We start from the raw sequence: 23755 nt of genomic DNA, 5'->3' as shown, positions 1-23755 counted from the left end.
GGCCGGACGACGGGCGGGAGGACGCCGTCAGCTGGCCAAAGCGATCCCGGCGGAGCCCATCACGGCGCCGATGCGGCGGCCGGTGTCCACCATGCGGTTGGAGAAGCCCCATTCGTTGTCATACCAGCTGACCACCCGCACCAGCCCTTCGGCGGTGACCGCGGTCTGCGCGGCGGCAAAGCAGCTGGAATGCGGATCGTGGTTGAAGTCGACGGAGACCAGCGGATCGTCCTCGTAGGACAGGATGCCCGCCAGCCCGTTGCTGGCAGCCGCTTTTACCGCGGTATTAACCGCCTCGGCGCTGGCGGGGCGCTCGGGCACAAAACTCAGGTCCACGACAGAGACATTCGCCGTGGGCACCCGGATGGCCGAGCCTTCCAGCCGCCCCTTCAGATGCGGCAGCACCTCAGAGATCGCCCGGGCGGCGCCGGTGGACGTGGGAATCATCGACAGCGCAGCAGCGCGGGCGCGGTACAGATCCTTGTGGCTGGTGTCGTGGGTCGGCTGGTCGCCGGTGTAGGCGTGGATGGTGGTCATGTAGCCGGTTTTGATCCCGAACGCCTCATCCAGCACCTTTGCCAGCGGTGCCAGGCAGTTGGTGGTGCAGGAGGCATTGGAGACGATCACATCCTCTGCCGTCAGATCCATGTGGTTGACGCCGAAAACCACCGTGCGGTCGGCGTCCTTGCCCGGCGCGGAGATCAGCACCCGCTTGGAGCCGTTCTTAAGATGCCGCGCTGCATCGTCGCGGGCGGTGAACAGTCCGGTGCATTCATAGGCGATGTCCACGTCCTGCCAGGGAAGCTCTTCGGGGTTGCGGATGGCGGTGAGGCGGATGCTGTGATGGCCCACGCGGATCAGGTCATCCGCCAGGAATACCGGCGTTTTCAGGCGCCCGTGCACGCTGTCGTATTTCAGCAGGTGCACCAGGGTTTCCGGCGGCGACAGGTCGTTGATGGCCACCACCTCAATGTCCTTTTCGCCGCTTTCCAGCAGCGCCCGCAGCACTCCGCGGCCAATCCGCCCGAATCCGTTGATTGCAATCTTCAGTGTCATCTCTGATCTCCGGCTGTGGCACCGGATCAAAGCCGGTAGCGATAACGGTTGCGATACCGATACCGATAACGGAAACGAAAATCAACCCCCGCGGCGGCAGAGCTGCCCTTGCAGCGGCCCGCGATCTGCAGGAGCATGGCGGTATGACGAAGAAATTGCTTCTTAAGGACGTGGCCCGGCTGGCCGGGGTCAGCGAAATGACAGCCTCCCGCGCGCTGCGCGGGGCCCCGGACGTCTCTGCCAAGACCAAGGCAAAGATCGAGGAAATCGCCCGTAGCCATGGCTATGTGCCGAACCGGATTGCCGGCTCCCTGTCCTCGCAATCGGTCAACCTGGTGGCGGTGGTGGTGCCCTCGCTCAACAGCTTTGTCTTTCCGGAGGTTCTGTCGGGGATTTCCGCGGTGCTGAAGGACAGCCCGCTGAAACCGGTGGTCGGGATCTCCGGCTATGACCTGGAGGAGGAGGAAAGCGTTATCCGGGAAATGCTCAGCTGGCGGCCCTCCGGGCTGATCGTTGCGGGGCTGGAACACACCGAAGCCACCCGGCGGATGCTGCAGCAGGCGGACTGCCCGGTGGTCGAGGTGATGGATGTGGACGGTGATCCGGTGCGCCACTGCGTCGGCATTTCGCATTTGCAGGCAGGGCGCGATATGGCGTCGCAGATCCTGGCCCGCGGCTACCGCAAGATCGGTTTTATCGGCACCAAGATGCCGCAGGACTTCCGCGCCCGGAAACGCTTTGACGGCTTCACCGACGGGCTGGCCGCGCAAGGGGTAACGCTGGGCGATATTGAGCATTACTCCGGCGAAAGCGCGATCCAGACCGGGCGCCAGCTGACGGCGCAGATGCTGGGGCGCAACCCGGACCTTGATTGCATCTACTTTTCCAGCGACGTGATGAGCGTTGGCGGGCTGATGCACTGCCTGGCCGCCGGGCTGACGGTGCCGGGCGATATTGCGCTTGCCGGTTTCAACAACCTGCAGATCCTGCAGGGGCTGCCGCAGCAACTGGCCACAACGGACGCTTGCCGCCGGGAGATCGGGGAGCGCGCGGCGCGCGTCATCCTGCAATCGCGTGAGGCCGGCGGCACGGAGGGGCTGGTTTTTGACCGCCTGTGCCCCGCGATCAGCCTGGGCGAGACGCTCTGACCGTCACTGGCCTGCTGAAACAGGCGGCAGTTTCTGCTGAAAGGGCTGCTCAGCGGCGTTTGCGGCGCTTTTCGATGGCTTTGCGGCGCGCCTTGGGGCAGCCTGTAATCAGCCCGTTCAGTCAACCCAACCCGAGAAGGAGCCCCGATGCCCCAGTACAACGACATGTTCGAACTGTCCGTCGCGGATATGGAGCTGATCGAAACCGCCCTGCAGACCACCCGGGACACGTTGTCAGAGGCGCTTCCCGCGGCGGGCAGCAGCGAGGAGGAAACCCTGCGCCGCATTCATGAGCTATTGGGCCGGCTGCACAATCAGAAGATCTTCTACTACCCGAAGGACAAGGTCTACGTCAGCGGCTGATGCCGTGCAGGTAAGAATAAGCGCTCCCCGCCGGGCGGAGAGCGCTGAAGCCAGGTAAAGGGCTTTTGCTTACATTGCCGCTTTGAAAAGCTGGGCAAGGTTGTCCTCGGTCAGCTCGATGGGGTTGCCGCCGCAGGAGGGGTCGATGATGGCGCCTTTAACCAGCTCGGGGATCGCAGCCTCGGTGACGCCAAGATCCGACAGGCCGCGCGGGATGCCAAGCGAGTCGTTCAGTTCCTGCACAAACTTGCGGAAGCCGTCGAAGCCGCCGTCAATGCCCAGATAAGCTGCCGCCATGTTGAAGCGGCCGGCAATTTCAGACGCGTTGAACTCCAGCACCGCAGGCATGCAGACCGCGTTGGTGGTGCCGTGGTGGGTGTTGAAATGCGCGCCGATCGGATGGCTCATCGCGTGGATTGCCCCCAGGCCCTTCTGGAAGGCCGTGGCGCCCATCGCCGCGGCCGACATCATCTGCGCGCGGGCTTCGATATCGGTGCCGTCCGCATAGGCGCGCGGCAGGTAGTCCTTGACCAGCCGCATGCCCTCCAGCGCGATGCCCTGGGACATCGGGTGGTAATGGGGGCTGCTGAAGGCCTCGACACAATGGGCAAAGGCATCGAGCCCGGTGCCCGCAGTGATGAACTTGGGCATCCCCACGGTGAGTTCAGGGTCGCAAATCACCACGGCGGGCAGCACCTTCGGGTGGAAGATGATTTTTTTCTGGTGGGTGACTGAGTCGGTGATCACCGAGGCGCGGCCCACTTCAGATCCGGTGCCTGCAGTGGTCGGCACCGCAATGATCGGAGCGATGGCATCCGCATCGGCGCGGGTCCACCAGTCGCCAATGTCTTCAAAGTCCCAGACGGGCCGGGTCTGCCCGGCCATAAAGGCGACCATCTTGCCCAGGTCCAGGCCGGAGCCGCCGCCGAATGCGATCACCCCGTCATGGCCGCCCGCCTTATAGGCGGCGACGCCTGCGTCCAGGTTCTTTTCATTCGGGTTCGGATCGACGTCCGAGAACATGCCGCGCCCCAGGCCTGCGGACTCCATGATGTCGAGCGTGCTTTGAGTGACCGGCAGATCGGCCAGCCCCTTGTCGGTGACCAGCAGCGGTTTCTTGATACCGGCTGCCGCACAGGCATCGGCCAGTTCCTTGATCCGGCCTGCGCCGAATTTGATTGCGGTCGGGTAGGACCAGTTTCCAACGAGAGACATGTCGTGTTCCTTTAATGCAAGTGGCCCGCCCCGGGGAGGAGACGCCGGGGCGGGCGGGGCCGCCCTCAGCCGGTCACCTTCTTCAGGTGATAAGACTTCGGACGGGTCAGATTGTGGTAGCCGATGACCGAGAGACCGCCGCCGCGCCCGGTGTCCTTGCAGCCGGTCCAGCACAGGCCCGGATCCAGATAGTCGGCGCGGTTCATGAAGACGGTGCCGGTCTCGATTTGATCGCCCACGGCTTGCGCCCGCTCCACGTCCGCAGTCCAGAGCGAGGCGGTCAGGCCGAAGTCGCTGTCATTCATCAGCCGGATGGCTTCCTCGTCGGAAGACACCTTCATGATACCCACGACAGGCCCGAAGCTTTCCTCGCGCATCACCCGCATGTCATGGGTGACATTGGTCAGGATTTGCGGCGTGAGATACGCGCCGCGGTCGTCTTCGGCAAAGGTCTCGATATGTGCCACGGCACCGGCCTCGACCGCCTCGGAAATCTGGCCGCGCACCTCCTCTGCAAAGCGGACATTGGCCATAGGGCCGATGGTGGTTTCCGGATCCAGCGGATTGCCCAGCTTGTAGCCTTTGACGATGGCAATGGCCTTCTCCACGAAGGCATCATACAGGCTCTCATGCACATAAATCCGCTCGATGCCGCAGCAGCACTGGCCGGAGTTGAACATGGCGCCGTCGATCAGCGTGTCCACCGCTGCATCCAGATCGGCGTCCTCCATCACATAGCCGGGGTCCTTGCCGCCCAGCTCGGTGCCGACCCCGGTGAATGTTCCTGCAGCCGCCCGCTCCATCGCCTGGCCGCCACCGACCGAGCCGGTGAAGTTCACGAAGTCGAAGGCGCGGTTCGCGATCAGTTCAGACGTGGTGCCGTGGTCCAGGAACACGTTCTGGAACACGTCCGCCGGCACGCCCGCGGAGTGGAAGGCCTTGGCCATCCGCTCCCCGACCAGCAGGGTCTGGGTTGCGTGCTTCAGCACCACGGTGTTGCCGGCAATCAGCGCCGGAGCCACAGTGTTGATCGCGGTCATATAGGGGTAGTTCCAGGGCGCCACGACGAAGACCACCCCATGGGGCAAGCGCTTGATGTAGCGCTTGAAGGTGGCGTCCTCGCCGACCTCGATGTCTGCAAGCGAATCTTCCGCGATCTTTGCCATGTGGCTGGCGCGCTCGTTGAAGCCGCCGAACTCGCCGCCATAGCGTACCGGACGGCCCATCATCTGCGCCAGCTCCGGCACGATCTCGTCATTCATTGCACCAACAGCGGCCACACCCGCCATCACCAGATCAATGCGCTCCTGCAGCGGCCGTGCGGCCCAAGCGGCCTGCGCCGCCCGGGCGCGTTCCGCTGCTGCAAAGGCGTCTTCGCGCGACAGCACTTCGCGCTCCGCAAAAACCGATCCGTCAATCGGCGAGATACACTTCAGGGTCTGGCCCATCGCCATTCACTCCATTCAGGAAAGGGCAAAGCCCTCTTCATCTTTCCAAAAATACTCCGGGGGCCGGGGGCCAGCCCCCGGCGATTACCGGATCACGCCCGCTCGAACCCGCGCGCAATCTCGTAATCGGTAACCACCCGGTCGAAATCCTCGATCTCCACTTCCGCCGCGCGGACGTAGTGGTCCACCACATCGCCGCCAAGGGCATTGCGCAGCATCTCAGAGCCTTTCAGCGCCGCCGCAGCATCGCGCAGCGTGGCCGGGATCATGCCGGTGTCGCCCTGGTAGACATCCCCCTTGGTGGGGGCCTGCAGCTCCAGGCCTTCCTCGATGCCGGCAATACCCGCCGCCAGCATGCCCGCTATCGCCAGATAGGGGTTCATGTCGGAGCCGGGGATGCGGCACTCCACCCGGATTGCCTTGGTCCCGTCACCGCACAGCCGGTAGCCCGCGGTGCGGTTGTCCACTGACCAGATAATCCGCGTGGGCGCAAAGGTGCCCTTCATGAAGCGTTTGTAGCTGTTGATATAGGGCGCCATGAAGGCGGTGTAGTCGGGCGCGTATTTTAGCAATCCGGCCATGTAGTTCTTCATCAGGGCGGACATGCCCAGCGCGTCGCCCTCGTCATAAAACGCGGGCTTGCCGTCCTGCCACAGCGACTGGTGCACATGGCTGGAGGAGCCGACCTTGTCGTGGCTCCACTTCGGCAGGAAAGTCACCGCGTGGCCCTGTTGCTCGGCAATTTCCTTCACCGCGTGTTTTGCGATGGTGTGGTATTCCGCCGTGTCCATCGCCGCGGCGTATTTGATGTTCAGTTCTTCCTGGCCGGTCTCCGCCTCACCCTTGGAGTTCTCGATCGGCAGGCCCGCATCCCACAGGTGGTTGCGGATCGGGCGCATCACATGCTCCTCGCGGGTGGTCTGCAGGATGCTGTAATCCTCGTTGTAGCCGGAGATCGGCGACAGATCGCGGAAGCCCGATTTGCGGATCTCGTCAAAGCTCTGCTCGAACATGAAGAATTCCAGCTCGGTGGCGCACATGGCGTCATAGCCCATTGCCTTGAGCCGGTTCACCTGTTTCTTCAGGATCGCGCGCGGGGAGTGGGAAACCTCCTCATGGGTATGATGATCAAGCACATCGCACAGCACCATCACGGTGCCGTCCAGCCAGGGCACCGGGCGCAGGGTGGACAGGTCCGGTTTCATCACATAATCGCCATAGCCGCTCTCCCAGGAGGTCGAGGCATAGCCGTCCGGCGTCGCCATCGCCAGGTCGGTGGCCAGCAGGTAGTTGCAGCAATGGGTTTCCTCCCAGGCGCCGTTCACAAAATGCTTGGCGTGGAAGCGTTTGCCCATCAGGCGGCCCTGCATGTCCACAAGGCAGACCAGAACGGTGTCAACGGTGCCATCGGCAACCTGGTCTTTAAGAGTGTCGAAGGAGAGCATGAGCGGCCCTTTGTCTGTTGCGCGCAAAACTTTTTCTCAAAAGTTTTGGCAAATTCCTTGAGTAAGGAATTTGGCCCGCTGCGGCGCAGGCCAAATCCCGTTTTTCAACCGGTGCCTCAGCCGTAGCGGTAGGGGCGGCCGGCTTTCTGCATGTCAGCGTTATACTTCTTGAAGATCTCGACAACCTTCGCCTTGGTCTCGGACTCGGCTGCGATCTCATCCCAGAACTTCACGGCCGCGTCTTCGACCTGCTGCCATTCGTTGTCCGGAATGGTGGTCAGCTTCATCTTGTCGCCATTCACGCGCAACGACGCTTCGCCGCCCCAGTACCACCACTGGCGGTAATAATGCGACTGGTCGCAGCAGACGCGGAACAGGGTCTGCAGGTCCTCGGGCAGCTCTTCCCAGCGGCCCATGTTGGCAAAGAACGAGCCCGCCCAGGCGCCGGAGATGTTGTTGGTCAGGAAGTAGTCGGTCACATCGGCCCAGCCGACGGTGTAGTCTTCGGTGATCCCCGACCAGGCAATACCGTCCAGCTCGCCGGTCTGCACTGCGACCTCGATGTCTTCCCACGGCAGGGTGACCGGCACCACGCCGAACTGGCTCAGGAACCGGCCCGCAGTCGGGAAGGTGAAGACGCGCTTGCCTTTCAGGTCCGCCAGCGAGTTGATCGGATCCTTGGTGGCAAAGTGGCAGGGGTCCCAGGCACCGGCCGAGATGTGCTTGACGCCGACCTTGGAGTATTCCGCGTCCCAGATCTCATTCAGGCCGTACTGGTTGAACAACACCGGAACGTCCAGCGAGTAGCGCGAGGCAAAGGGGAAGTAGCCGCCGAACACGGTCACCTCGGTGGGCGAGGCCATGGAGTCATCATCCGACTGCACCGCGTCGATGGTGCCGCGCTGCATGGCGCGGAACAGCTCGCCGGTGGGGACCAGCTGGTCGGCATAGTAAAGCTCGATCTGCATCCGGTCGCCGGCGATCTTGTTGAACATGTCGATGGCGGGTTTAACCACGTGTTCGGCCAGCGCAGCACCTGCATACGTTTGCATCCGCCACTTGATGGTGGATTGGGCCAGCGCCGGGGTGGCCAGCGGTGCCGCCATGGCGCCGACACCGGCGCTTTGCAAAAACTTGCGTCTAGTTGTCATGTCTTCCTCTCCTCTGTTGAACTTAAATCAATGCCCGTGCCCGCAGGGCGCCAGGTTTCTGAACCCTTCGCGGAGCCGTTGCGGTGCATTCTCACGAAGGATGTCGCCATGCGCGAGCACGACGGTTTCGGGTTTCCACTCCAGCATCCGGGCCAGCGCTTTGCGCAGCTTGTCCCGGTTGCCTGCGAAGGAAAACCAGATGTCGATGGGCATCTTCCCGTTCGGGGCCAGGATGCCCGCGGCCCAGGCCAGCGGCCGCACCCAGAGCGGCAGCGTCTTGCTGGGCATGTTCTCGATCAGGTCGGTCAGCACCAGCACCTTGGAACGCTTATGGAAGAAGACCACCTCGGTATGCGCCCTGCTGCCATGCACAATCAGCTGGTCCAGCTCCGCCGCCCAGTCCTGCGGCGCGCTGTCCTGCAGGTCGCGGTCGAACTGAACCTGCACACCCTGGCTTATTGCCCGCTCGCGCACCTTGGGCGAGGCCCAGGCGATGGCCTCCGGACAGGCCGCGGCCCACTCCGCGATATAGGCATAGTGAATCCAGTTAGGTGACACCAGGTGGCGGATACGCCCCAGCGCCTGCAGCTCCGCCGCCAGCTGTTTGCTGTACCGGATCGGCGAGTGCAGGAACAGATCGCCGTTCGCCAGGCGGATGACGGTCATCCGGGTCTGGAAGGGGATCTTGTAGAACTGGATGGCTGGGCCATCCACGATCCAGATATCCGGCCCCAGCGCCTGCAGCATGGTCTTATTGTCCATAGACATACTCCGGCAGCCACAGGGCGATTTGCGGGAACATCATGATCAGGGCCAGCGCCAGCACCATCACCGCGGCAAAGGGGATGATCGAGACATAGATGTCCTTCAGTCCGATCTCCGGCGGCGCCATCGCGCGCATCAGGAACAGGTTGTAGCCGAACGGCGGCGTCATATAGGCGATCTGGGTGGTGATTGTGTACAGCACGCCGTACCAGATCAGGTCAAAACCAAGCGCCCCCACCAGCGGCACATAGAGCGGAGCCACGATCACCAGCATCGCAGTGTCATCCAGGAAGGTGCCCATGATGATAAAGCTCAGCTGCATCAGGATCAGGATCATCCAAGGGGAAAGGCCCAGTTTGGTGGTGAACAGATCCTCAATCGCCTTGACCGCACCCAGCCCGTCGAAGATCGCGCCAAAGGCCAGGGCGGCCAGGATGATCCACATGAACATGCAGGAGATGCCAAGGGTGGAGCGCACTGAGGTTTCGAACACGTCCTTGTTCATCCGCCCCTTCAGCACCGCGGCGAGGAAAGCGGTCATGGCACCGATGGCCGAGCTTTCCACAAGAGAGGTCCATCCGTTCACGAAGGGCACCATCATCGCGGCAAAGATGGCCAGCGGCAGCACACCGGAGAACAGAAGGCGGTATTTCTCCTTCATGAACACGTCTTTGTAGAACAGCGCGTTCTTGCGGGTCAGGAAGGACAGCGCGCCCAAGGCCAGCGCCACGCCAAGCGCAGGCTTGGCTTCCATTGCGTCGGTCAGGATCAAGAGCGGCACCAGCACCAGCGCGGCCAGAACGACGTAGTTCAGGCGCAGCGGGTGGTCTGTCACCTGCTCGTATTCCGCCAGATCCTCGTCATGCATGGCGGGGCCAAGGTGCGGCTGCATCCGGGCGCGGACATAGATGTAGATGATGAACATCGTGGCCATCAGCAGGCCAGGGATCACACCCGCCAGCCACAGCTGCCCCACCGGCTGGCGTGCGATCATCGCATAGAGCACCAGCACCACCGAAGGCGGCACCAGGATGCCCAGCGAAGAGCCTGCCTGAATGGTGCCGGTCACCAGGATCTTGTCATAGCCGCGGCGCAGCAGTTCCGGCAGCGCGATGGTCGCGCCAATGGCCATGCCCGCCACCGACAGACCGTTCATGGCCGAGATCAGCACCATCAGCCCGATGGTGCCGATGGCCAGCCCGCCCTTCACCGGCCCCATCCACACGTGGAACATCCGGTAGAGGTCGTCGGCGATTTTCGATTCCGACAGCACGTAACCCATGAAGATGAACATCGGCAGCGTCAGCAGCGGATACCATTTCATCAGCTTCATCGCGGCAGAGAACGGGATCTCCACCCCGCCGGTGCCCCACAGGAGCATCCCCGCAACCGCGCCGACAAAGCCGATGGCGCCAAACACCCGCTGGCCGGTCATCAGCATCACCATCATGCCGGCAAACATGACGATCGCAATCCATTCGTAGGACATCAGATTTCAACTCCGCGCAGGCGTCCGATATCCCGGAACAGTTCGGCAAGGCATTGCAGCAGCATCAGAAAGACGCCGAAGCACAGGATGGTTTTGACGGGCCACAGGAACGGCCGCCAGGCGGTGGAGCTGCGCTCCAGATAGCCAATCTTCTCGCCGGCGGCGGCGGGGCCCTCGCTCAGCAGCGTCTTCAGCAGGTCCCAAAAGAACTCCAGCGGCTCCAGCCCGAAATAGCCCAGGGAATAGGCGGTGGAGCTCAGCGCGCCGTACATCAGAATGACCAGGTAGGTGATTAGAAACAGCACCGTGAAGGCATCGACCATCGCCTTGGTCTTCGTGGACCAGGCCCCGTAGAAAAGGTCCATCCGCACGTTCGATCCCAGCTGGATCGAATAGGGGCCGCCCAGCACGTAATAGGCGACCATTACAAACTGCGCGGTCTCCAGCGTCCAGTGCGACGGGTTGAAAAAGGTCTTGGAAACAGACGACCACAGCAGCACCCCGATCAGGGCAAAGATCAGATACATGGCAAAGCGGCCGATGAAGCGGTTCATCGCGTCGATGCCGCGGACATAGGCCCGGATTATTCTAGGCATCAGGCCCTCCCTCAGCCGTCAGCGCGGCCAGGGCAGGGCGCAGCAATTTCAGCATTTCTTCTGCCATGGCCTCTTCTTGATCCGGCGTCGCCACCAGGTCGTTGCGGATTTCGATCATCACATTGGCCAGCCCGTGCGCCAGCCCGTGCAACTTAAGCGAATGGGTGACGCCGTCTGCCGGTCCATAGGGCTCATTGCGTTCCACCAGGCGGTGCGGCAGGGCAGGGGCCGCTGCCAGCATCGCGTCCGCCAAGCGGCTGTCATCATCGTGCAGGATGCCGATTTCGACGTCCCGCGGCTTGCCGAAATAGACCGGAGTGAAACTGTGCATGGTGACCAGGACTGTTTCTAGGCCAGCAGCCTTGCGTGCCTCGATCACTTCCGTGACGGTCTTGCAGAACGGCACATAGACCGTGTCCACGCGTTCCTGGCGCTCCGCGTCACTCAGCCCGAAATTGCCCGGCACCGCGACCAGTTCGGATTTCTCCGGCATGGCGCTGGCAGCCTCGGGCGGGCGGTTGCAGTCGTAAACCAGCCGCGACACCGTGCTCGCCACCAGTGGCGCATCCAGCACTTTGGCCATATACAGGGCCACCGCCCGCGCACCCGGATCCCAGGCCGCATGGCTCAGCCGGTCCTCGCCGCGCAGCCCCAGCCCGTTATAGCGGGCAGGAATATTGCTGGAGGCATGCTCGCACAGCAGCAGCACCGGGCTGGCGCCCTCGCGGTTCACCACCTCCACTGCTTCCCCCAAAGCGTGAGAATCGCTCTCTCGCATATGCCGCCTCCCTGCGATTTGGAAAAATGTTTCCATGAAGAGATATTTGTGTCAATATCTTCTCATGACCGGTTTCGGACAGAGATTCCTGAAACTTTCTTTTCAGGCCGGATCCGGGTAGGAAAGTGTCTGTTCAAACGCAGGGAAGCGCCGTTGTCCAAACCGCCAGCCACCGTTCGCGAGCTGATCCGCGAGAATTATTCCTCGCTCACCCAATCCGAGCGCAAGTTCGCGAATTTGCTGCTGGAGAACTATCCTGCGGCGGGTTTGGCGTCGATAACCATCGTGGCCGCCAATGCCGAGGTGTCCACGCCGACGGTGGCCCGGATGGTGCAGAAATTGGGCTTCAAGGGCTATCCGCAGTTCCATCAGGCGCTGCTGAAAGAGCTGGAGGCCAAGGTCTCCGGCCCCACCAAACGGCGCGACAACTGGGCGTCCGAGGCACCCGAGGGGCACCTGCTGAACAGATTTTCTCAGGCCGTCACCGACAACCTGCAGCAGACCTTTTCCAACATCGACTCAGCCCAGTTCGACGCCGCCGTGCATCAGCTTGCCAACACCGAGGGGCGGCTTTACGTGGTCGGCGGCCGCATCACCCGGGCGCTGGCGGATTACGCCTTTACCCACTTTCAGGCGATCCGGCAGCGGGTCACCCATATGACGTCCTCCTCCGCCACCTGGCCGCATTACGTTCTGGACATGGTGGAGGGCGACACGCTCCTGATGTTCGATGTGCGCCGCTATGAAACCAACCTGCAGCGGCTGGCGGAACTGGCCTCTGAGCGCGGGGTGAAGATCGTCCTGATCACCGACCAATGGGCGAGCCCCATTGCCTCGGTCGCCGAACACACCTTCAACTGCTGGGTCGAAATTCCCTCCGCCTGGGACTCCAACATCGCCACCATGATGCTGCTGGAGGCGATGATCGCCGCCACCCAGGAGGAAAGCTGGGACAAGACCAAGGACCGCTACGACCGCCTGGATGAGCTGTTCGATATGACCCGGCTGTTTCGCAAGTTTTCCTGATCCGGCCCGGCCTGAACCGGTCTGCCCATAGACTTTGACGGCGGCTTGCGCCTTACTGGGCGCCGGGCCGGTTCGTTTCAGGCAGGAGTGTTCACATGCGAATTTCAGGAATTTTCACCGCCGCCATGGTTGCAGCGCTTGTTGCGGCCCCCGCCGCGGCCAACCCGCTCAGCCGTATTCTGGCCAAGTCCGGGCTGACGCCGCAGGACACCAACCTCATGCGCCGGGCTGAGCAGGCGCTGCTGGCTGAGGGCGGCAGCGGCCAGAGGGCGCGGTGGAACAACCCGGACAGCGGCGCGCAAGGAGTGGTTCGCGTGGCCGGCAAGGAGGGCGACTGCCTTTTGCTGCAGCATCAGGCCTTTCTCAAGGACAGCGAGGACGCCAAACAGGTGCGCCGCAAGTTCTGCCCCTCCGGCGGGGACTGGCTGCTGTCCCAGTGACCGGCCTCAGCCGCGTCCTTGCTGCCCAGCCCGGGCGGCGCTAAGCAGGGCCGAGAATTTATCTGACTTTTCAAGAGCGAGGCACCAATGTCCGAGATTACCCGCAGCCACACCGGCCAGCGCATGAGCCAGATCGTCACCCACGGCGATACCATCTACCTGGCCGGCCAGGTCGGCACCGCCGGTGCAAGTGTTGAACAGCAGACCAAGGACTGCCTCGCAAAAATCGACGCGCTGCTGGCCGAGGCGGGCAGCGGTAAGACCCGCATCCTGCAAACAGTGATCTGGCTTGCCGACATGAAAGACTTTGCCGAGATGAACGCGGTCTGGGACGCTTGGGTGCCCGAAGGCCACGCCCCGGCACGCGCCTGCGGCGAGGCCAAGCTGGCGCGCGAGGATCTGCTGGTCGAATTCATCGTCACCGCTGCCAAGGCCTGAGCCCTGCAAGGGGGCAAAGCGGGGCGGGCCATTGGCCCGCCTTTTCGTTTCCAGGGTCTTTGATGGGCAGGATCAGAACGTGACCGTCATGTCCGGCCCAAAGCCCGATTCACGTGCAACAGCGCGTGATTCAGTCCAGCGCCATCGCAGCCTTGCGGATTGCCGCCTCGGTCTGCTGCAGGTCCTCTTCCGTCAGCGCCAGGCTCGGGTAGGTTTTGCCCGGCGATTTGAAGATGCCTTCCTCGCGCAGCACCGCATTATAACGTCTGGTGCGGTCCGCATCGCCCGCCTGGGTGTCCCGGTAGTCCCGCACCTTGGCGCCGGTGAACACGACTTCGAACAGCGCCGGCTCGCCGACGATCTGGAACGGCACTCCGGCTTCTTCCAGTGCTGCACTGGTCGCCTGCATCAGCCGCTTGCCGGTGCTGTTGAGCTGGTCATAAGCGCCCTCGCGGCGCAGCACCTCCATTGTTTTGAGGCCCGCGACGGCGGCCACCGGGTTGCCTGACAGCGTGCCCAGCTGCATCAGCCAGCCCTCAGCCCCGACCTGTGCCTTGTCGAAATGCCGCATGACGTCGGCGCGCCCCGCGATGGCCGCCAGAGGGAAGCCGCCGCCGATAACCTTGCCCAGGGTCGCCAGGTCCGGGGTCACGCCATACAGCTCCTGCGCGCCGCCATAGGAAAAACGGAAGCCCGTCACCACCTCGTCAAAGATCAGCAGGCTGCCATGTTTCTGCGTCTGTTCACGCAACAGCTCAAGGAAGCCCGGCAGCGGCGGCACGATGCGCTGCAGCGGCTCGGCAATGATGGCTGCGATTTCATTCCCATGCTCTGCCATCAGCTGCTTGATGTACTCAAAGTCGTTGAACGGCGCGACCAGCACCTCGGCCGCCACCGACGGCGGAATGCCTGCGCTGTCCGGCACCGCCTGCGGGAAGTTAACCCGCTTGGCGGGCGCCAGGCTCATCTGCGCCTCCGCCGACATGCCGTGATAGCCGCCCTCGAACTTCACGATCTTAGTGCGGCCGGTGAACGCCCGCGCCAGCCGGATCGCATACATGTCCGCTTCGCCACCGGTAGAGACATATCGCAGCTGCTCGCCGCACGGTACAGCGCGGCAGATCTCCTCGGCCAGCTCAATCCCGCGGGCGTTGCTGGCAAAGAAGGTCATGCCCTTGGGCAGTTGCTCCAGCACCGCCTCCATCACCTCAGGATGGCCGTGGCCCAGCATCATCGGGCCGGAGCCGATCAGGTAATCAATATATTCCTTGCCGTCTTCGTCCCACACGCGCGAGCCCTTGCCCTCGCGGATGACAATACCGGGATCAAAGTTGCCAAAGCCGCCCGCAGGCAGCACCGCGCGGGCGCGTTCAATCCATTCAGCTTGGGTGAGGATCTTTTCCATGTCACTTGTCCTGTTGCGGGCGGGTTGCCCATTGTAGGGAGTGCTTTGACCAGAAAGTCAAAAATCACACGATCACAGATGCGGGAGCCCCCAGGGCCTCCCGGTCAGGCCGGACGCCAAGCCCCGGGCCTTCGGGCGGCGCGATACGGCCGTTTTTTCTGTCCGGTCCACCCGGCGCCAGCCTCGGGCTGACGTAATGGGCGAGATCGCAAACATTGAGCACGCGCAGCGGGTCGGTTGATGCGCCCAGATGCAGCAGCGCCGCGGTTGTGATGTCAGAGCCCCAAGTGTCTTCGATGCACATCCTGGCCCCCAGATGCAGGCACAAATCGCGCGCCCGGCGTGAGGCCGACAAGCCGCCGAATTTCGACAGTTTGATGGCCACCGCGTCCATCACGCCCGCCGCATGGCCCGCCAGCAGCGATGCCGTGTCATGCGCGTTCTCATCCAGTTTCATCGGCAGCCCGCAGGCCGCCCGCACCCGGGCGCACTCCGCGATGGTGGCGCAGGGCTGTTCCAGCATGATGTCCAGATCCGCCACGGCCCGGCCCACGCGCGAGGCATCCAGCGAAGTCGCACCGCAGTTCCAGTCGCCATAGACCAGCGGACCGTCCCCGACCGCCCCCCGCACCATCCGCAGCCGCGCAACATCGGCCTGCCAGTCGCGGTCCGCACCCAGTTTTACCTGAAACTGGGTGATGCCAGTCTCCTGCGCGTCACGGGCAATGCGCGCCATCTCCTCCGGCGCGACGCAGGTGATCGAGTGGTAAAGCGGCATATCCGCCTGCCTCTGGCCGCCCAACAATGCATGCAGCGGCAGGTTCGCCGCCTGTGCGGTCAGGTCCCACAAGGCGATGTCGATGGCGGACTTGGCATAAGCGTGCCCTTGCAGCCAGTGGTCGAGCTTGGCCATCACCGCCTCCGGCCCCACTGGATCGGCCCCCAGCAGCATGGGCGCCATCTCCTCGACCGCAGGCGCCACGCCGCGGGCATAGGCGGGCAGATAATGCGGGATCGGGCAGACCTCGCCCCAGCCGGTGAGCCCGGCATCGGTGTCCAGCGCCAGCACAACGCTTTCAACCGTGCTGCAGGTCTTGCCCTCGGCCATGTGATAGGCGGTGTGGCTGGTCAGCGGCACGTGCCACAGGGAAATCCGGGTGATCTTCATGGTTCAGCACTCATCCGGGGAAGGCCGGTCAGCCCTGCGCCGCGCCAAAGCACAAGGGCCAGAACCGGGCTGCCGGCGGTGGTCATGGCATGGGGCTGGTTCGATGTATGCAGGCGGGTGTCCCCGGCGCGCAGGGTTTGCGGCGGCATGCCCTCGGCCTCAAACAGAGCCTCGCCGGCGATAATGTAATAAAGCTCCTCAGCTTCGTGCTGATGCCAGGGGTAATATAGGTTCTCTCCCCAGTACGCGACGTAGGCGCGGACCTCGTTCGATTGGAAATGGCCGGATGGGCCGACCAGCTCTAAGTAGCCGTAGCGCGACAGGAATTCGGCACCAACTTCCTCCTCTGTGTACGTCTGCTGCCAGTCGGCATAGTCGGTAATGCCGCGGACTGCATCACGCAGGCTGAGCGTGACGCCGGTATGGCCGTCAGCCCAGGACTTCAGGAGATCGGCAGCGGGTATCTTGCGGGGGGCCGGCTTTTCCGCGGGCAGCGCCATCGGCCAGCCGGCAAATTGTATCAGCGGCGGGGTGGCGGCGATCAGCAGAGTCAGCTGATGGTAGGCGCGGGCGAAGGCGAGAGATTGTTCAGCAGGGGTCATGGCAAGAAAACCTCAGGGAGCGTCACGGGACGACGGTGATGTTGCCTGTGTGCTTCGTGGCAATGAAAGCGGCTTGCGCTTCCTCCAGTTGCTCCAGCGGGCAAACCGCCGCCGACGCTGGTCTGATCTCCCCGTTCTCGATGCAGTACACCACACCGGTGAAGGTGCGATGCGGCGTCCCGGTGGAGCCGGTGAACGTCAGGTCGCGCAGATAGAGCTTGCGCCGGTCCAGCTCCACCATCGGCCCGGCGGTCACGGTTGAGCAGGTATAGCGTCCGCCGCGTTTCAGCACGGCGATCAGCTTGGGCCATTGGGGGGCCGCCCACCGCATCCGCCACCACGGTCACCGACTCATCGCCAAGTGCGTCTCGCAGATTCTCCGGTGCGCGCGGCAGGATCAGGTCGGGACCAAGCTCCGCCACCCCGTGCATGCCGGCCTTGGTGTATTCAGCAAAGCCGCCATCGCATTCGGAGCCGAAATAACCGGCCTTTTCCTTGTTTACAGGGCCGTCCCAGTCGCGGACCCAGCCGCCCGCCATGACACGCTTGCCTATAAGCGCAGGATCGGCGCCTTTGCCAGCAGCCACAACTTCGCCCACGGCATCGGCACCCTGAATCCGCGGGAAGACGAGGGGGCGGCCGCCCCCGGCCGGGTCTTCCGCGCCCGCTTCTTCAAGGGCGCCGCCGGTTGCGGCGTGCTCGACGGTCTTTGAATACCAGCCGGAGCGGGTGTTCACACCGGTGTTGTTCAACCCGCAGGCGCCGGCCTTGATCAGCACCTCCATCGGATCGGGTTGCGGCACCGGCCCGTCCTCGTGCTCTTCGTATTTGTCCAGATCGCCGTGGCCGGTCAGAACCATCGCCTTCATGGTTTCGGGGAGGGTCATATTTCGCGTGTCCCTATTGGCTATGGGGGAGGGGGTGCTGCCCCCGCCTTCGGCTCCCCCGGAGTATTATTGGAAAGATGAAAGGGGGAGCCGGGTTCTGCTTATTCCGCCGGGGCGAGGGCTGCGTCGGTGCGGGGCAGCAGGCTTTCGGGATCATAGGCGGGTGCACCTAGGATCCGGCCCTTGCGCGGCGTGCCTGCGATCACCACCTCGATCTCTGTGCCGGGCACATTGGCGTGCGGTTTCACATAGGCGAAGGCCAGGATCTTGCCGACGGTGTGGCCAAAGGCGACCGACGCGGTGGAGCCCACGACCTTGCCCTCCAGCAGAACAGCCTCGCCGCCATGGCCGTCGGTGACGCCGTCCGGTTCGATCTCCAGATAGGCGCAGACCCAGGGCAGGGCGTCCGCGTTCAGCGTCTTGCCCTTGCCCAGATAGTCCTTGCCGGCGCTGGCAAAGCGCAGCACGTCCGCTTCGGCCAGGGTCACCTCGTTGGTCAGCTCGCCCGCGCCCTTGAAGCCCTTCTCCATCCGCATCGCGTTCATTGCGAAGGAGCCGTAGTCGGCAATGTCATGCGCTTCGCCTGCCGACCAAAGCGCATCGTAAACCGCCAGGGTGCTGCCCCGCGGGATGTGCAGTTCCCAGCCAAGCTCGCCCGCATAAGATATCCGCAAGGCCCAGAGAGTGTGGCCTGCGACCTCGATCTGCTGCGCCGTCAGCCATTTGAAGCCGACGTTTGTCAGATCCGCATCGGTGCAGGCGGCCAGAAGCTCACGGGCTTTCGGGCCATTGAGAGCAAGCGCGGCCCAATCGGTGGAGAGGGTCGTGATCTCCACCGCTTCACCCGCGAGGTTCTGGTTCAGGTGGTCCAGCAGCCGCTGTTCAAAGAAGGCGGCGCACACCAGGTAGTAGCTGCCCTCTGCAAGCTTCACCACGGTGGTTTCCAGCTCGATCCTTCCACGGCGGTTCAGCATGTGGGTGAGGGCAATGCCGCCAGCCTTCTGCGGCAGCCGGTTGGCGGTCAGCCGGTCCAAGAGCGCCGCAGCCCCGGGGCCCGAGACCTGGACCTTGGTGAAGGCAGAGATATCCATGATGCCCACGCCCTCGCGCACGGCCTTCACCTCAGCTCCGACCACGTCATGCACCACGTTGCGCTTGAAGGAATAGTGATCGCGCTTTTCAACCCCGTTCCTGGCAAACCAGCGCGGGCGCTCGTGGCCATAGACCTCCTCATAAACCGCGCCTTTTTCCTTGAGCCGGTCGTAGAGCGGCGACGGCTTTACGGGTCGGCCTTCCAGTCGGTTAAAATGCGGGAAAGGGATCTCGTGGCGCAGCTTATAGTCCTCATGCGCCTTGGTCACCTGCCAGTCCTTGGTGGCATAGGAGCCAAACCGGCGCGGGTCATACTCGCGCATGGAAATGTCGGCGGCGCCATGCACCATCCACCGCGCCAGCTCGCGGGTCAGACCCGGGCCCCAGCCGATGCCGATTTGGGTGCCGCAGCAGCACCAGTAGTTCTTGACGCCCGGCGCCGGACCAATCAGCGGGTTGCCGTCGGGCGGATGCGAGATCGCGCCGTGCACTTCGCGCTGGATGCCGAGGTCCGCAAAGATCGGCATACGGTTCAGGCTTTCCTCCAGCCAAGGCATCACCCGGTCATAGTCGGCGTCGAACAGCCAGTTCTCGTATTCCCAGGGGCAATGGTCATGCCAGACTGAGTTTGAGGCCTCCTTCTCGTAGATCCCGATCAGGCCGCGCTTCTGTTCCATGCGGATGTAGCCTGAGACCTTTTTGTCATCGCGGATGACTGGCAGTTCTTTGTCCAGCGCTTCGAACTCCGGCACCGGTTCGGTCACAAAATAGTGGTGGGTCATCGAGGTCATCGGCAATTGCAGCCCGGACCATTCGCCCATCTGGCGGGCATAGGTGCCGCCGGCATTCACCACATGCTCGCAGCGGATGGTGCCTTTCTCCGTCTCCACGATCCACTCGCCGTCCGGTCCTTGCGTGATGTTGGTGGCGCGGCAGCGGCGGATGATGCGCGCGCCCAACTGGCGGGCGCCTGCGGCCATCGCCATGGTGACGTTGGTGGGATCCACGTGGCCGTCATCGGGGGTGTGAAGCGCGCCCAGAACGCCTTCGAGGTTATAGAAGGGGTGCTGTTCGGCGACCTTCTCAGGCCCAACCAGCTCAATGTTGAACCCCAGGCTGCGGCCAACCGACAGGGTGTGGCGCAGCCAGTCCATCTCATCCTCTGTGTAGGCCAGCCGGAACGAGCCGCAGCCATGCCAGGTCACCGCCTGGCCGGTCTCTTTTTCCAGCTTCCCGGAGTAGAGGCCGATGTTGTAATCCACGCATTTGCCGAGGCCAAAGGAGCTGGTGGAATGGGTGATCTGTCCCGCCGCGTGCCAAGTCGAACCGGAGGTCAGCTCCGCCTTTTCCAGCAGCACAACCTCGGACCCCCAGCCCTCATGCGCCAGGTGATAGGCCAGGCCCACCCCCATCACGCCGCCGCCCACGATGACCACACGGGCCTGTGCCGGGAATTCTTTTTCAGCCATTTCGCCGTTCCTGATTGCAATGCGCTTTTCTGCTCGACAGGCTAATTCCACATTTGTACCATCGTCAATCATGAATGACACAAATGTATCAACAGCCGTATTGGAGCGCCTCACCGAGGAGTGGGATGCGCTGACCCCCGAGGCCCAGAAGGCGGCCCGTTATGTGCTGGAAAACCCTGCCGATGTCGGGGTTTCCACCGTGCGCGAGATTGCCGAGGCGGCGAATGTGAAGCCCAATACTTTTGTCCGCATGGCGCGGCAGGTGGGGTTCGAGGGCTACGAGGATTTCCGCGCCCCCTTCCGCGAGGCGATTCGCAAGGGCGGGGTGTCTTTCCCCGACCGGGCCCGCTGGCTGCAGGACATCGGCAAGTCCGGTGAACTGGGTGGGCTTTATGCGGATATGGCCGCCGCCGCCATCCGCAACGTCGAAGAGACGTTTGCGGGTATCAACGCCGCAACGCTGGAGGCTGCAGCCCATGCGATCTGGGACTCCCGCCAGGTCTTCACACTCGGCGTTGGCGTCAATAACGCCAACGCCCGCAACTTCACCTATCTTGCTTCCACCGGCATGAAGCAGTTCCACGCGATCCCGCGGCCCGGCTCCACAGCGGTGGATGACCTCGCCTGGGCGGACGGCCAGGACGTGCTGATTGCCATGACCTGCAAGCCCTACCGGGCCGAAGTGATCGAGGCGGTCCGGATTGCGCGCGAACAGGGGGTTGCCGTTGTCGGTATCTCCGACAGTCCCGCCAGCCCCGTGATCCTGAATGCGGACCACGGATTTGTCGTCGCGGCCGACACGCCGCAATTCTTCCCGTCATCCGTCTCGACCATTGCCCTGCTGGAAACGCTGCTCTCCTTTGTGATTGCAGTCTCCAGCGAGGAGATCGTCGAGCGGGTGGAGAAATTTCACAAGCGCAGGCACCAGTTGGGCCTTTATGCGGAGGACCCTGAATGAACGCCCCTCTGACCCATTCGCTGGAGGCACGGTATTATACCGATCCGGCCATCTTCGAGGCGGAGCGCAAGGGCCTGCTGGCCCGCACCTGGCAGTTTGCCGGCCACGCCAGCCAGCTGGAAAACCCCGGCGACTACTTCGCCTTTGAGATGGCGGGTGAAAGCCTGTTCAGCATCAAGGGGCGGGATGGCGAGATCCGCACCTTCTATAACGTCTGCCAGCACCGCGCTCACCAGCTGGTCTCGGGCGAGGGCACCACGCGGGTTGTGGTCTGCCCCTACCACGCCTGGACCTACGAGTTGACCGGCCAGCTGCGCGCCGGGCCGAACTTGAAATCGGTGCAGGGCTTCGACAAGTCCAGGGTCTGCCTGACCGAGGTCCGCACCGAGGTCTTCCTGGGCTTTATCTTCGTGAACCTCGACCCCGAGGCCAAGCCGATGGACGACTGGTTCCCGGGTGTGCGTGGCGAGGTGGAGAGCTTTGTCCCCAACTGGAGTGACCTGAAGCCGCTGGAATGGGTGGAGATCCCGGAAAACTGCAACTGGAAGGTCTCGGTCGAAAACTACTCCGAATGCTACCACTGCAGCCTCAACCATCCGACCTTCGCCACCGGTGTGATCAAGCCGGAAACCTACGACATCCAGCCCCAGGGTTTCTGCCTGCGCCACACCACCGAGTGCAATGCGCTGGACCAGATGACCTATGACATCAACTCAGGCTTTGAGAACAACGAGAGATACTCCAGCTGGTTCCTGTGGCCGATGTTCTCCTTCCAGGTCTATCCCGGCAACCTGCTAAACACCTATCACTGGCGGGCGGTGGATGCCGGCCGTGTGGTGGTCTGGCGCGGCTGGTATTCGATCCGCGGCGAGGACAATGAAACCGTGCGCCGGATGGCAGTGCAGGACCGGGCCACCACGGTGGAGGAAGACATTCATTTGGTGGAATCCGTGCAGCGCGGCCTGAGCAGCCGTGGCTATGTTCCCGGGCCCTTGGTGGTCGACCCCTCTTGCGGAGTGAACTCGGAACATTCCATCCTGCATCTTCAGAAGTGGATGCGCGAAGCGGCTGACCGCGACCTCGCAGCAGCAGGGACCTGACAAACTATGACACAGCTTGATGCCGAATGGCTGAACTACATCGCCGGCGAATGGGTGCCCGGCGGGGCAGGGTGGATTGATGTCACCAACCCGGCGAATGGCGAGCTTCTGGCCCGCCACGCGCTGGCCGATGCCGCAGACGTGGACCGCGCCGTGCAGGCCGCCCGCCGCCTGCATCTGTCCGGCGATCTTTCGGCCCTGCGCCCGATTGCGCGCGGCCGCATGGTGCAGGCCATGGGCCGATACCTGCTCGACCATATTGACGAAATTGCCCGCGTCCTGACCCTGGAGCAGGGCAAGCCGCTTTGGGAGTCGCGGATCGAGGTCGAGGGCGCCGCGCTCTATTTCGAATACTACGGCAACCAGGCCAGCACGGTAGAGGGCCGCTCGATCCCGCTGGGCGGCGGCTATTTCGACTGGACCGAGAATGAGCCGATGGGCGTCTCCGCTCAAATCATCCCCTGGAATTACCCGGTGGAGATGACCGCGCGCTCGCTGTCGGCGGCGCTGGCTACCGGCAACGCCTGCGTGATCAAGACGCCTGAACTGACCCCGCTCACCAACATCTGGCTTGCCCGCGCGGCAGAGGCTGCCGGTTTCCCCGCCGGTGCGGTCAACGTGCTCTGCGGCTATGGCCACGAGGCCGGCGCGGCGCTGGCGGGCCATCCCCAGGTCAACCAGATTGTCTTCACGGGCTCGGTGCCCACCGGCATCCGCATCGCCACCGCCGCGGCGCAGAACGTGGTGCCTTGCGTGCTGGAACTCGGTGGCAAATCCGCCGCCATCGTGCATGAGGACGCCGACCTGGAAGCGTTCGAGAACGACATCCGCTGGGGCATCTATTTCAACGCGGGCCAGGTCTGCAGCGCCATGAGCCGGGTGATCGTGCACGAAAGCCGCCATGACGAGCTGGTCGAGCGCGCGGTGAACGTGGCGCAAAGCCTCAGCGTGGGGGCTGGCATCGACCGTCCGGAGTTCGGCGCCAATATGGGCGCCATGGTCTCCATGCCCCAGCGCGACCGCGCCCTCGGCATCGTCCAGCAGGCCCAGGCCGACGGCGCCACCATCGCCGCAGGCGGCGCGCCTGCTGGGAATTCGGGTGCCTTCCTGGCCCCGACCGTTGTGTCCGGCATCACCGCGAACGACAGCATCGCCAGCGAGGAGATCTTCGGCCCGGTCCTCTCGGTCCTCAAGTTCCGCTCCGATACCGAGGCCATCGAGATCGCCAACAGCACCGAATACGGGCTGGTCGGCGGTGTCTTCACCCGCGATTTGGACCGCGCCACGCGCTGCGCCCGCCAGATCCGTGCAGGCCAGGTCTTCGTGAACGAATGGTACGCGGGCGGCGTCGAGACCCCGTTCGGCGGTTACGGCAAATCCGGCTACGGCCGCGAAAAGGGCCGCGAGGCGCTGTGGAACTATGTTCAGACCAAGAACATCGCCATGAGGCTGGGGGGCTGAGGCAATGGCGGCGCGCTATCAGCTGTTCTACTGGCCGATCCCGTTCCGGGGCCATTTCATCCGCTACGTGCTGGCCTATGCCGGGCAGCAGTGGGAAGAGCCCGGGTTTGACGCAGTGGCAGAGCTGAAAGACCGGGATGCGGCGGACCAGCCGCAGCCCTTCATGGCGCCGCCCCTGCTGATCGACACCCTGACCGGCACGCAGCTCAGCCAGATGCCCGCGATCCTCATGTCTCTGGGCCGCGGGCGCGGGCT

At 63.5% G+C, this 23755-nt stretch carries 23 protein-coding genes (1 of these 23 cut by a window edge); 9 read left to right on the top strand and 14 right to left on the bottom strand.

The genetic code is table 11. The annotated features are described in order from the left end of the window. Positions 1-27 precede the first annotated feature (27 nt). Positions 28-1056, bottom strand: coding sequence for a type I glyceraldehyde-3-phosphate dehydrogenase (gap, locus tag CAER_RS0109025; protein ID WP_027235044.1), 1029 nt, complete (start codon positions 1054-1056; stop codon positions 28-30). A 143-nt stretch (positions 1057-1199) separates the two neighbouring features. Between gap and CAER_RS0109020 the strand changes: the two genes are divergently transcribed. Together CAER_RS0109020 and CAER_RS0109015 are read left to right on the top strand one after the other, a co-directional pair. Continuing rightward, positions 1200-2204 (top strand): LacI family DNA-binding transcriptional regulator, encoded by a 1005-nt coding sequence (locus CAER_RS0109020; RefSeq protein ID WP_027235043.1) that lies wholly within the window; start codon positions 1200-1202, stop codon positions 2202-2204. 147 nt (positions 2205-2351) lie between these two features. Further along, complete coding sequence (locus CAER_RS0109015; protein ID WP_027235042.1) at positions 2352-2567, top strand: hypothetical protein; 216 nt, start codon at positions 2352-2354, stop codon at positions 2565-2567. 69 nt (positions 2568-2636) lie between these two features. Here the strand turns inward: CAER_RS0109015 and CAER_RS0109010 are convergent, their stop codons facing one another. The 8 genes from CAER_RS0109010 to CAER_RS0108975 all read right to left on the bottom strand — a co-directional run bounded on the left by CAER_RS0109010 (position 2637) and on the right by CAER_RS0108975 (position 11454). Next, positions 2637-3782 (bottom strand): iron-containing alcohol dehydrogenase, encoded by a 1146-nt coding sequence (locus CAER_RS0109010; protein WP_027235041.1) that lies wholly within the window; start codon positions 3780-3782, stop codon positions 2637-2639. 65 nt (positions 3783-3847) lie between these two features. Further along, a complete protein-coding gene (locus CAER_RS0109005; protein WP_027235040.1) occupies positions 3848-5230 on the bottom strand; it encodes an aldehyde dehydrogenase family protein in 1383 nt (460 codons plus the stop codon). Positions 5231-5322: 92 nt separating this feature from the next. Further along, complete coding sequence (locus CAER_RS0109000) at positions 5323-6675, bottom strand: glutamine synthetase family protein (RefSeq protein ID WP_027235039.1); 1353 nt, start codon at positions 6673-6675, stop codon at positions 5323-5325. A gap of 116 nt (positions 6676-6791) precedes the next feature. Beyond that, on the bottom strand, positions 6792-7826 hold the full coding sequence (locus tag CAER_RS0108995) for a TRAP transporter substrate-binding protein (RefSeq protein WP_027235038.1): 1035 nt from the start codon (positions 7824-7826) through the stop codon (positions 6792-6794). Positions 7827-7853: 27 nt separating this feature from the next. Beyond that, positions 7854-8588: a DUF4336 domain-containing protein gene (locus tag CAER_RS0108990; protein ID WP_036797192.1), complete on the bottom strand. Its 735-nt coding sequence runs from the start codon at positions 8586-8588 to the stop codon at positions 7854-7856. Next, positions 8578-10080 (bottom strand): TRAP transporter large permease, encoded by a 1503-nt coding sequence (locus CAER_RS0108985; RefSeq protein ID WP_027235036.1) that lies wholly within the window; start codon positions 10078-10080, stop codon positions 8578-8580. Before CAER_RS0108985 ends, CAER_RS0108990 begins: the two co-directional genes overlap by 11 nt. Continuing rightward, positions 10080-10676: a TRAP transporter small permease subunit gene (locus tag CAER_RS0108980; RefSeq protein WP_027235035.1), complete on the bottom strand. Its 597-nt coding sequence runs from the start codon at positions 10674-10676 to the stop codon at positions 10080-10082. The genes CAER_RS0108985 and CAER_RS0108980 overlap by 1 nt, the downstream gene beginning before the upstream one ends. Beyond that, a complete protein-coding gene (locus CAER_RS0108975) occupies positions 10669-11454 on the bottom strand; it encodes an N-formylglutamate amidohydrolase (protein WP_027235034.1) in 786 nt (261 codons plus the stop codon). Before CAER_RS0108975 ends, CAER_RS0108980 begins: the two co-directional genes overlap by 8 nt. A gap of 153 nt (positions 11455-11607) precedes the next feature. Here CAER_RS0108975 and CAER_RS0108970 point away from each other — a divergent pair, with 153 nt between their 5' ends. The 3 genes from CAER_RS0108970 (at position 11608) to CAER_RS0108960 (ending at position 13358) form a co-directional block, all read left to right on the top strand. Then, positions 11608-12480, top strand: coding sequence for a MurR/RpiR family transcriptional regulator (locus tag CAER_RS0108970; RefSeq protein ID WP_027235033.1), 873 nt, complete (start codon positions 11608-11610; stop codon positions 12478-12480). A 95-nt stretch (positions 12481-12575) separates the two neighbouring features. Next, on the top strand, positions 12576-12920 hold the full coding sequence (locus CAER_RS0108965) for a hypothetical protein (RefSeq protein ID WP_027235032.1): 345 nt from the start codon (positions 12576-12578) through the stop codon (positions 12918-12920). A gap of 87 nt (positions 12921-13007) precedes the next feature. Further along, the gene (locus CAER_RS0108960) at positions 13008-13358 is read left to right on the top strand and encodes a RidA family protein (protein WP_027235031.1); all 351 of its coding nucleotides are present in this window, start codon (positions 13008-13010) and stop codon (positions 13356-13358) included. A 130-nt stretch (positions 13359-13488) separates the two neighbouring features. On the opposite strand, the gene CAER_RS0108955 is transcribed toward CAER_RS0108960, so the two are convergent. From CAER_RS0108955 to CAER_RS0108930, 5 genes are all read right to left on the bottom strand, one after another. Beyond that, positions 13489-14763: an aspartate aminotransferase family protein gene (locus CAER_RS0108955; RefSeq protein WP_027235030.1), complete on the bottom strand. Its 1275-nt coding sequence runs from the start codon at positions 14761-14763 to the stop codon at positions 13489-13491. Positions 14764-14827: 64 nt separating this feature from the next. Next, positions 14828-15931 carry a mandelate racemase/muconate lactonizing enzyme family protein gene (locus tag CAER_RS0108950; protein WP_027235029.1) on the bottom strand — a complete coding sequence of 368 codons (1104 nt, stop codon included), beginning with the start codon at positions 15929-15931 and terminating at the stop codon, positions 14828-14830. After that, complete coding sequence (locus CAER_RS0108945; protein ID WP_027235028.1) at positions 15928-16533, bottom strand: dimethylsulfonioproprionate lyase family protein; 606 nt, start codon at positions 16531-16533, stop codon at positions 15928-15930. Before CAER_RS0108945 ends, CAER_RS0108950 begins: the two co-directional genes overlap by 4 nt. After that, entirely contained in the window at positions 16530-17420 is an 891-nt protein-coding gene (locus CAER_RS30840; RefSeq protein WP_245597345.1) for an alcohol dehydrogenase catalytic domain-containing protein, read from the bottom strand. Before CAER_RS30840 ends, CAER_RS0108945 begins: the two co-directional genes overlap by 4 nt. Before the next feature lie 101 nt (positions 17421-17521). Further along, on the bottom strand, positions 17522-19981 hold the full coding sequence (locus CAER_RS0108930) for an FAD-dependent oxidoreductase (RefSeq protein WP_027235025.1): 2460 nt from the start codon (positions 19979-19981) through the stop codon (positions 17522-17524). Between the two features lie 70 nt (positions 19982-20051). Between CAER_RS0108930 and CAER_RS0108925 the strand changes: the two genes are divergently transcribed. The 4 genes in view from CAER_RS0108925 to CAER_RS27840 are tightly spaced (at most 6 nt apart) and all read left to right on the top strand, a layout consistent with a single transcriptional unit that may run on beyond the window. Next, positions 20052-20939: a MurR/RpiR family transcriptional regulator gene (locus CAER_RS0108925; RefSeq protein ID WP_027235024.1), complete on the top strand. Its 888-nt coding sequence runs from the start codon at positions 20052-20054 to the stop codon at positions 20937-20939. Next, entirely contained in the window at positions 20936-22039 is a 1104-nt protein-coding gene (locus CAER_RS0108920) for an aromatic ring-hydroxylating oxygenase subunit alpha (protein ID WP_027235023.1), read from the top strand. The genes CAER_RS0108925 and CAER_RS0108920 overlap by 4 nt, the downstream gene beginning before the upstream one ends. A 6-nt stretch (positions 22040-22045) precedes the next feature. Then, positions 22046-23500 (top strand): aldehyde dehydrogenase family protein, encoded by a 1455-nt coding sequence (locus CAER_RS0108915; protein ID WP_027235022.1) that lies wholly within the window; start codon positions 22046-22048, stop codon positions 23498-23500. Positions 23501-23504: 4 nt separating this feature from the next. Next, positions 23505-23755 carry the 5' end (the start) of a glutathione S-transferase gene (locus tag CAER_RS27840; protein ID WP_036797188.1) on the top strand. Its footprint extends 454 nt past the window's final position, so only the first 251 of its 705 coding nucleotides appear in the window; its start codon is at positions 23505-23507; its stop codon lies off the right edge, out of view.

The organism is Leisingera caerulea DSM 24564, assembly GCF_000473325.1.
Taxonomy (GTDB): domain Bacteria; phylum Pseudomonadota; class Alphaproteobacteria; order Rhodobacterales; family Rhodobacteraceae; genus Leisingera; species Leisingera caerulea.
Note: the sequence above shows the minus strand (reverse complement) of the source record. Positions and strands in the feature narration are given on the sequence as shown.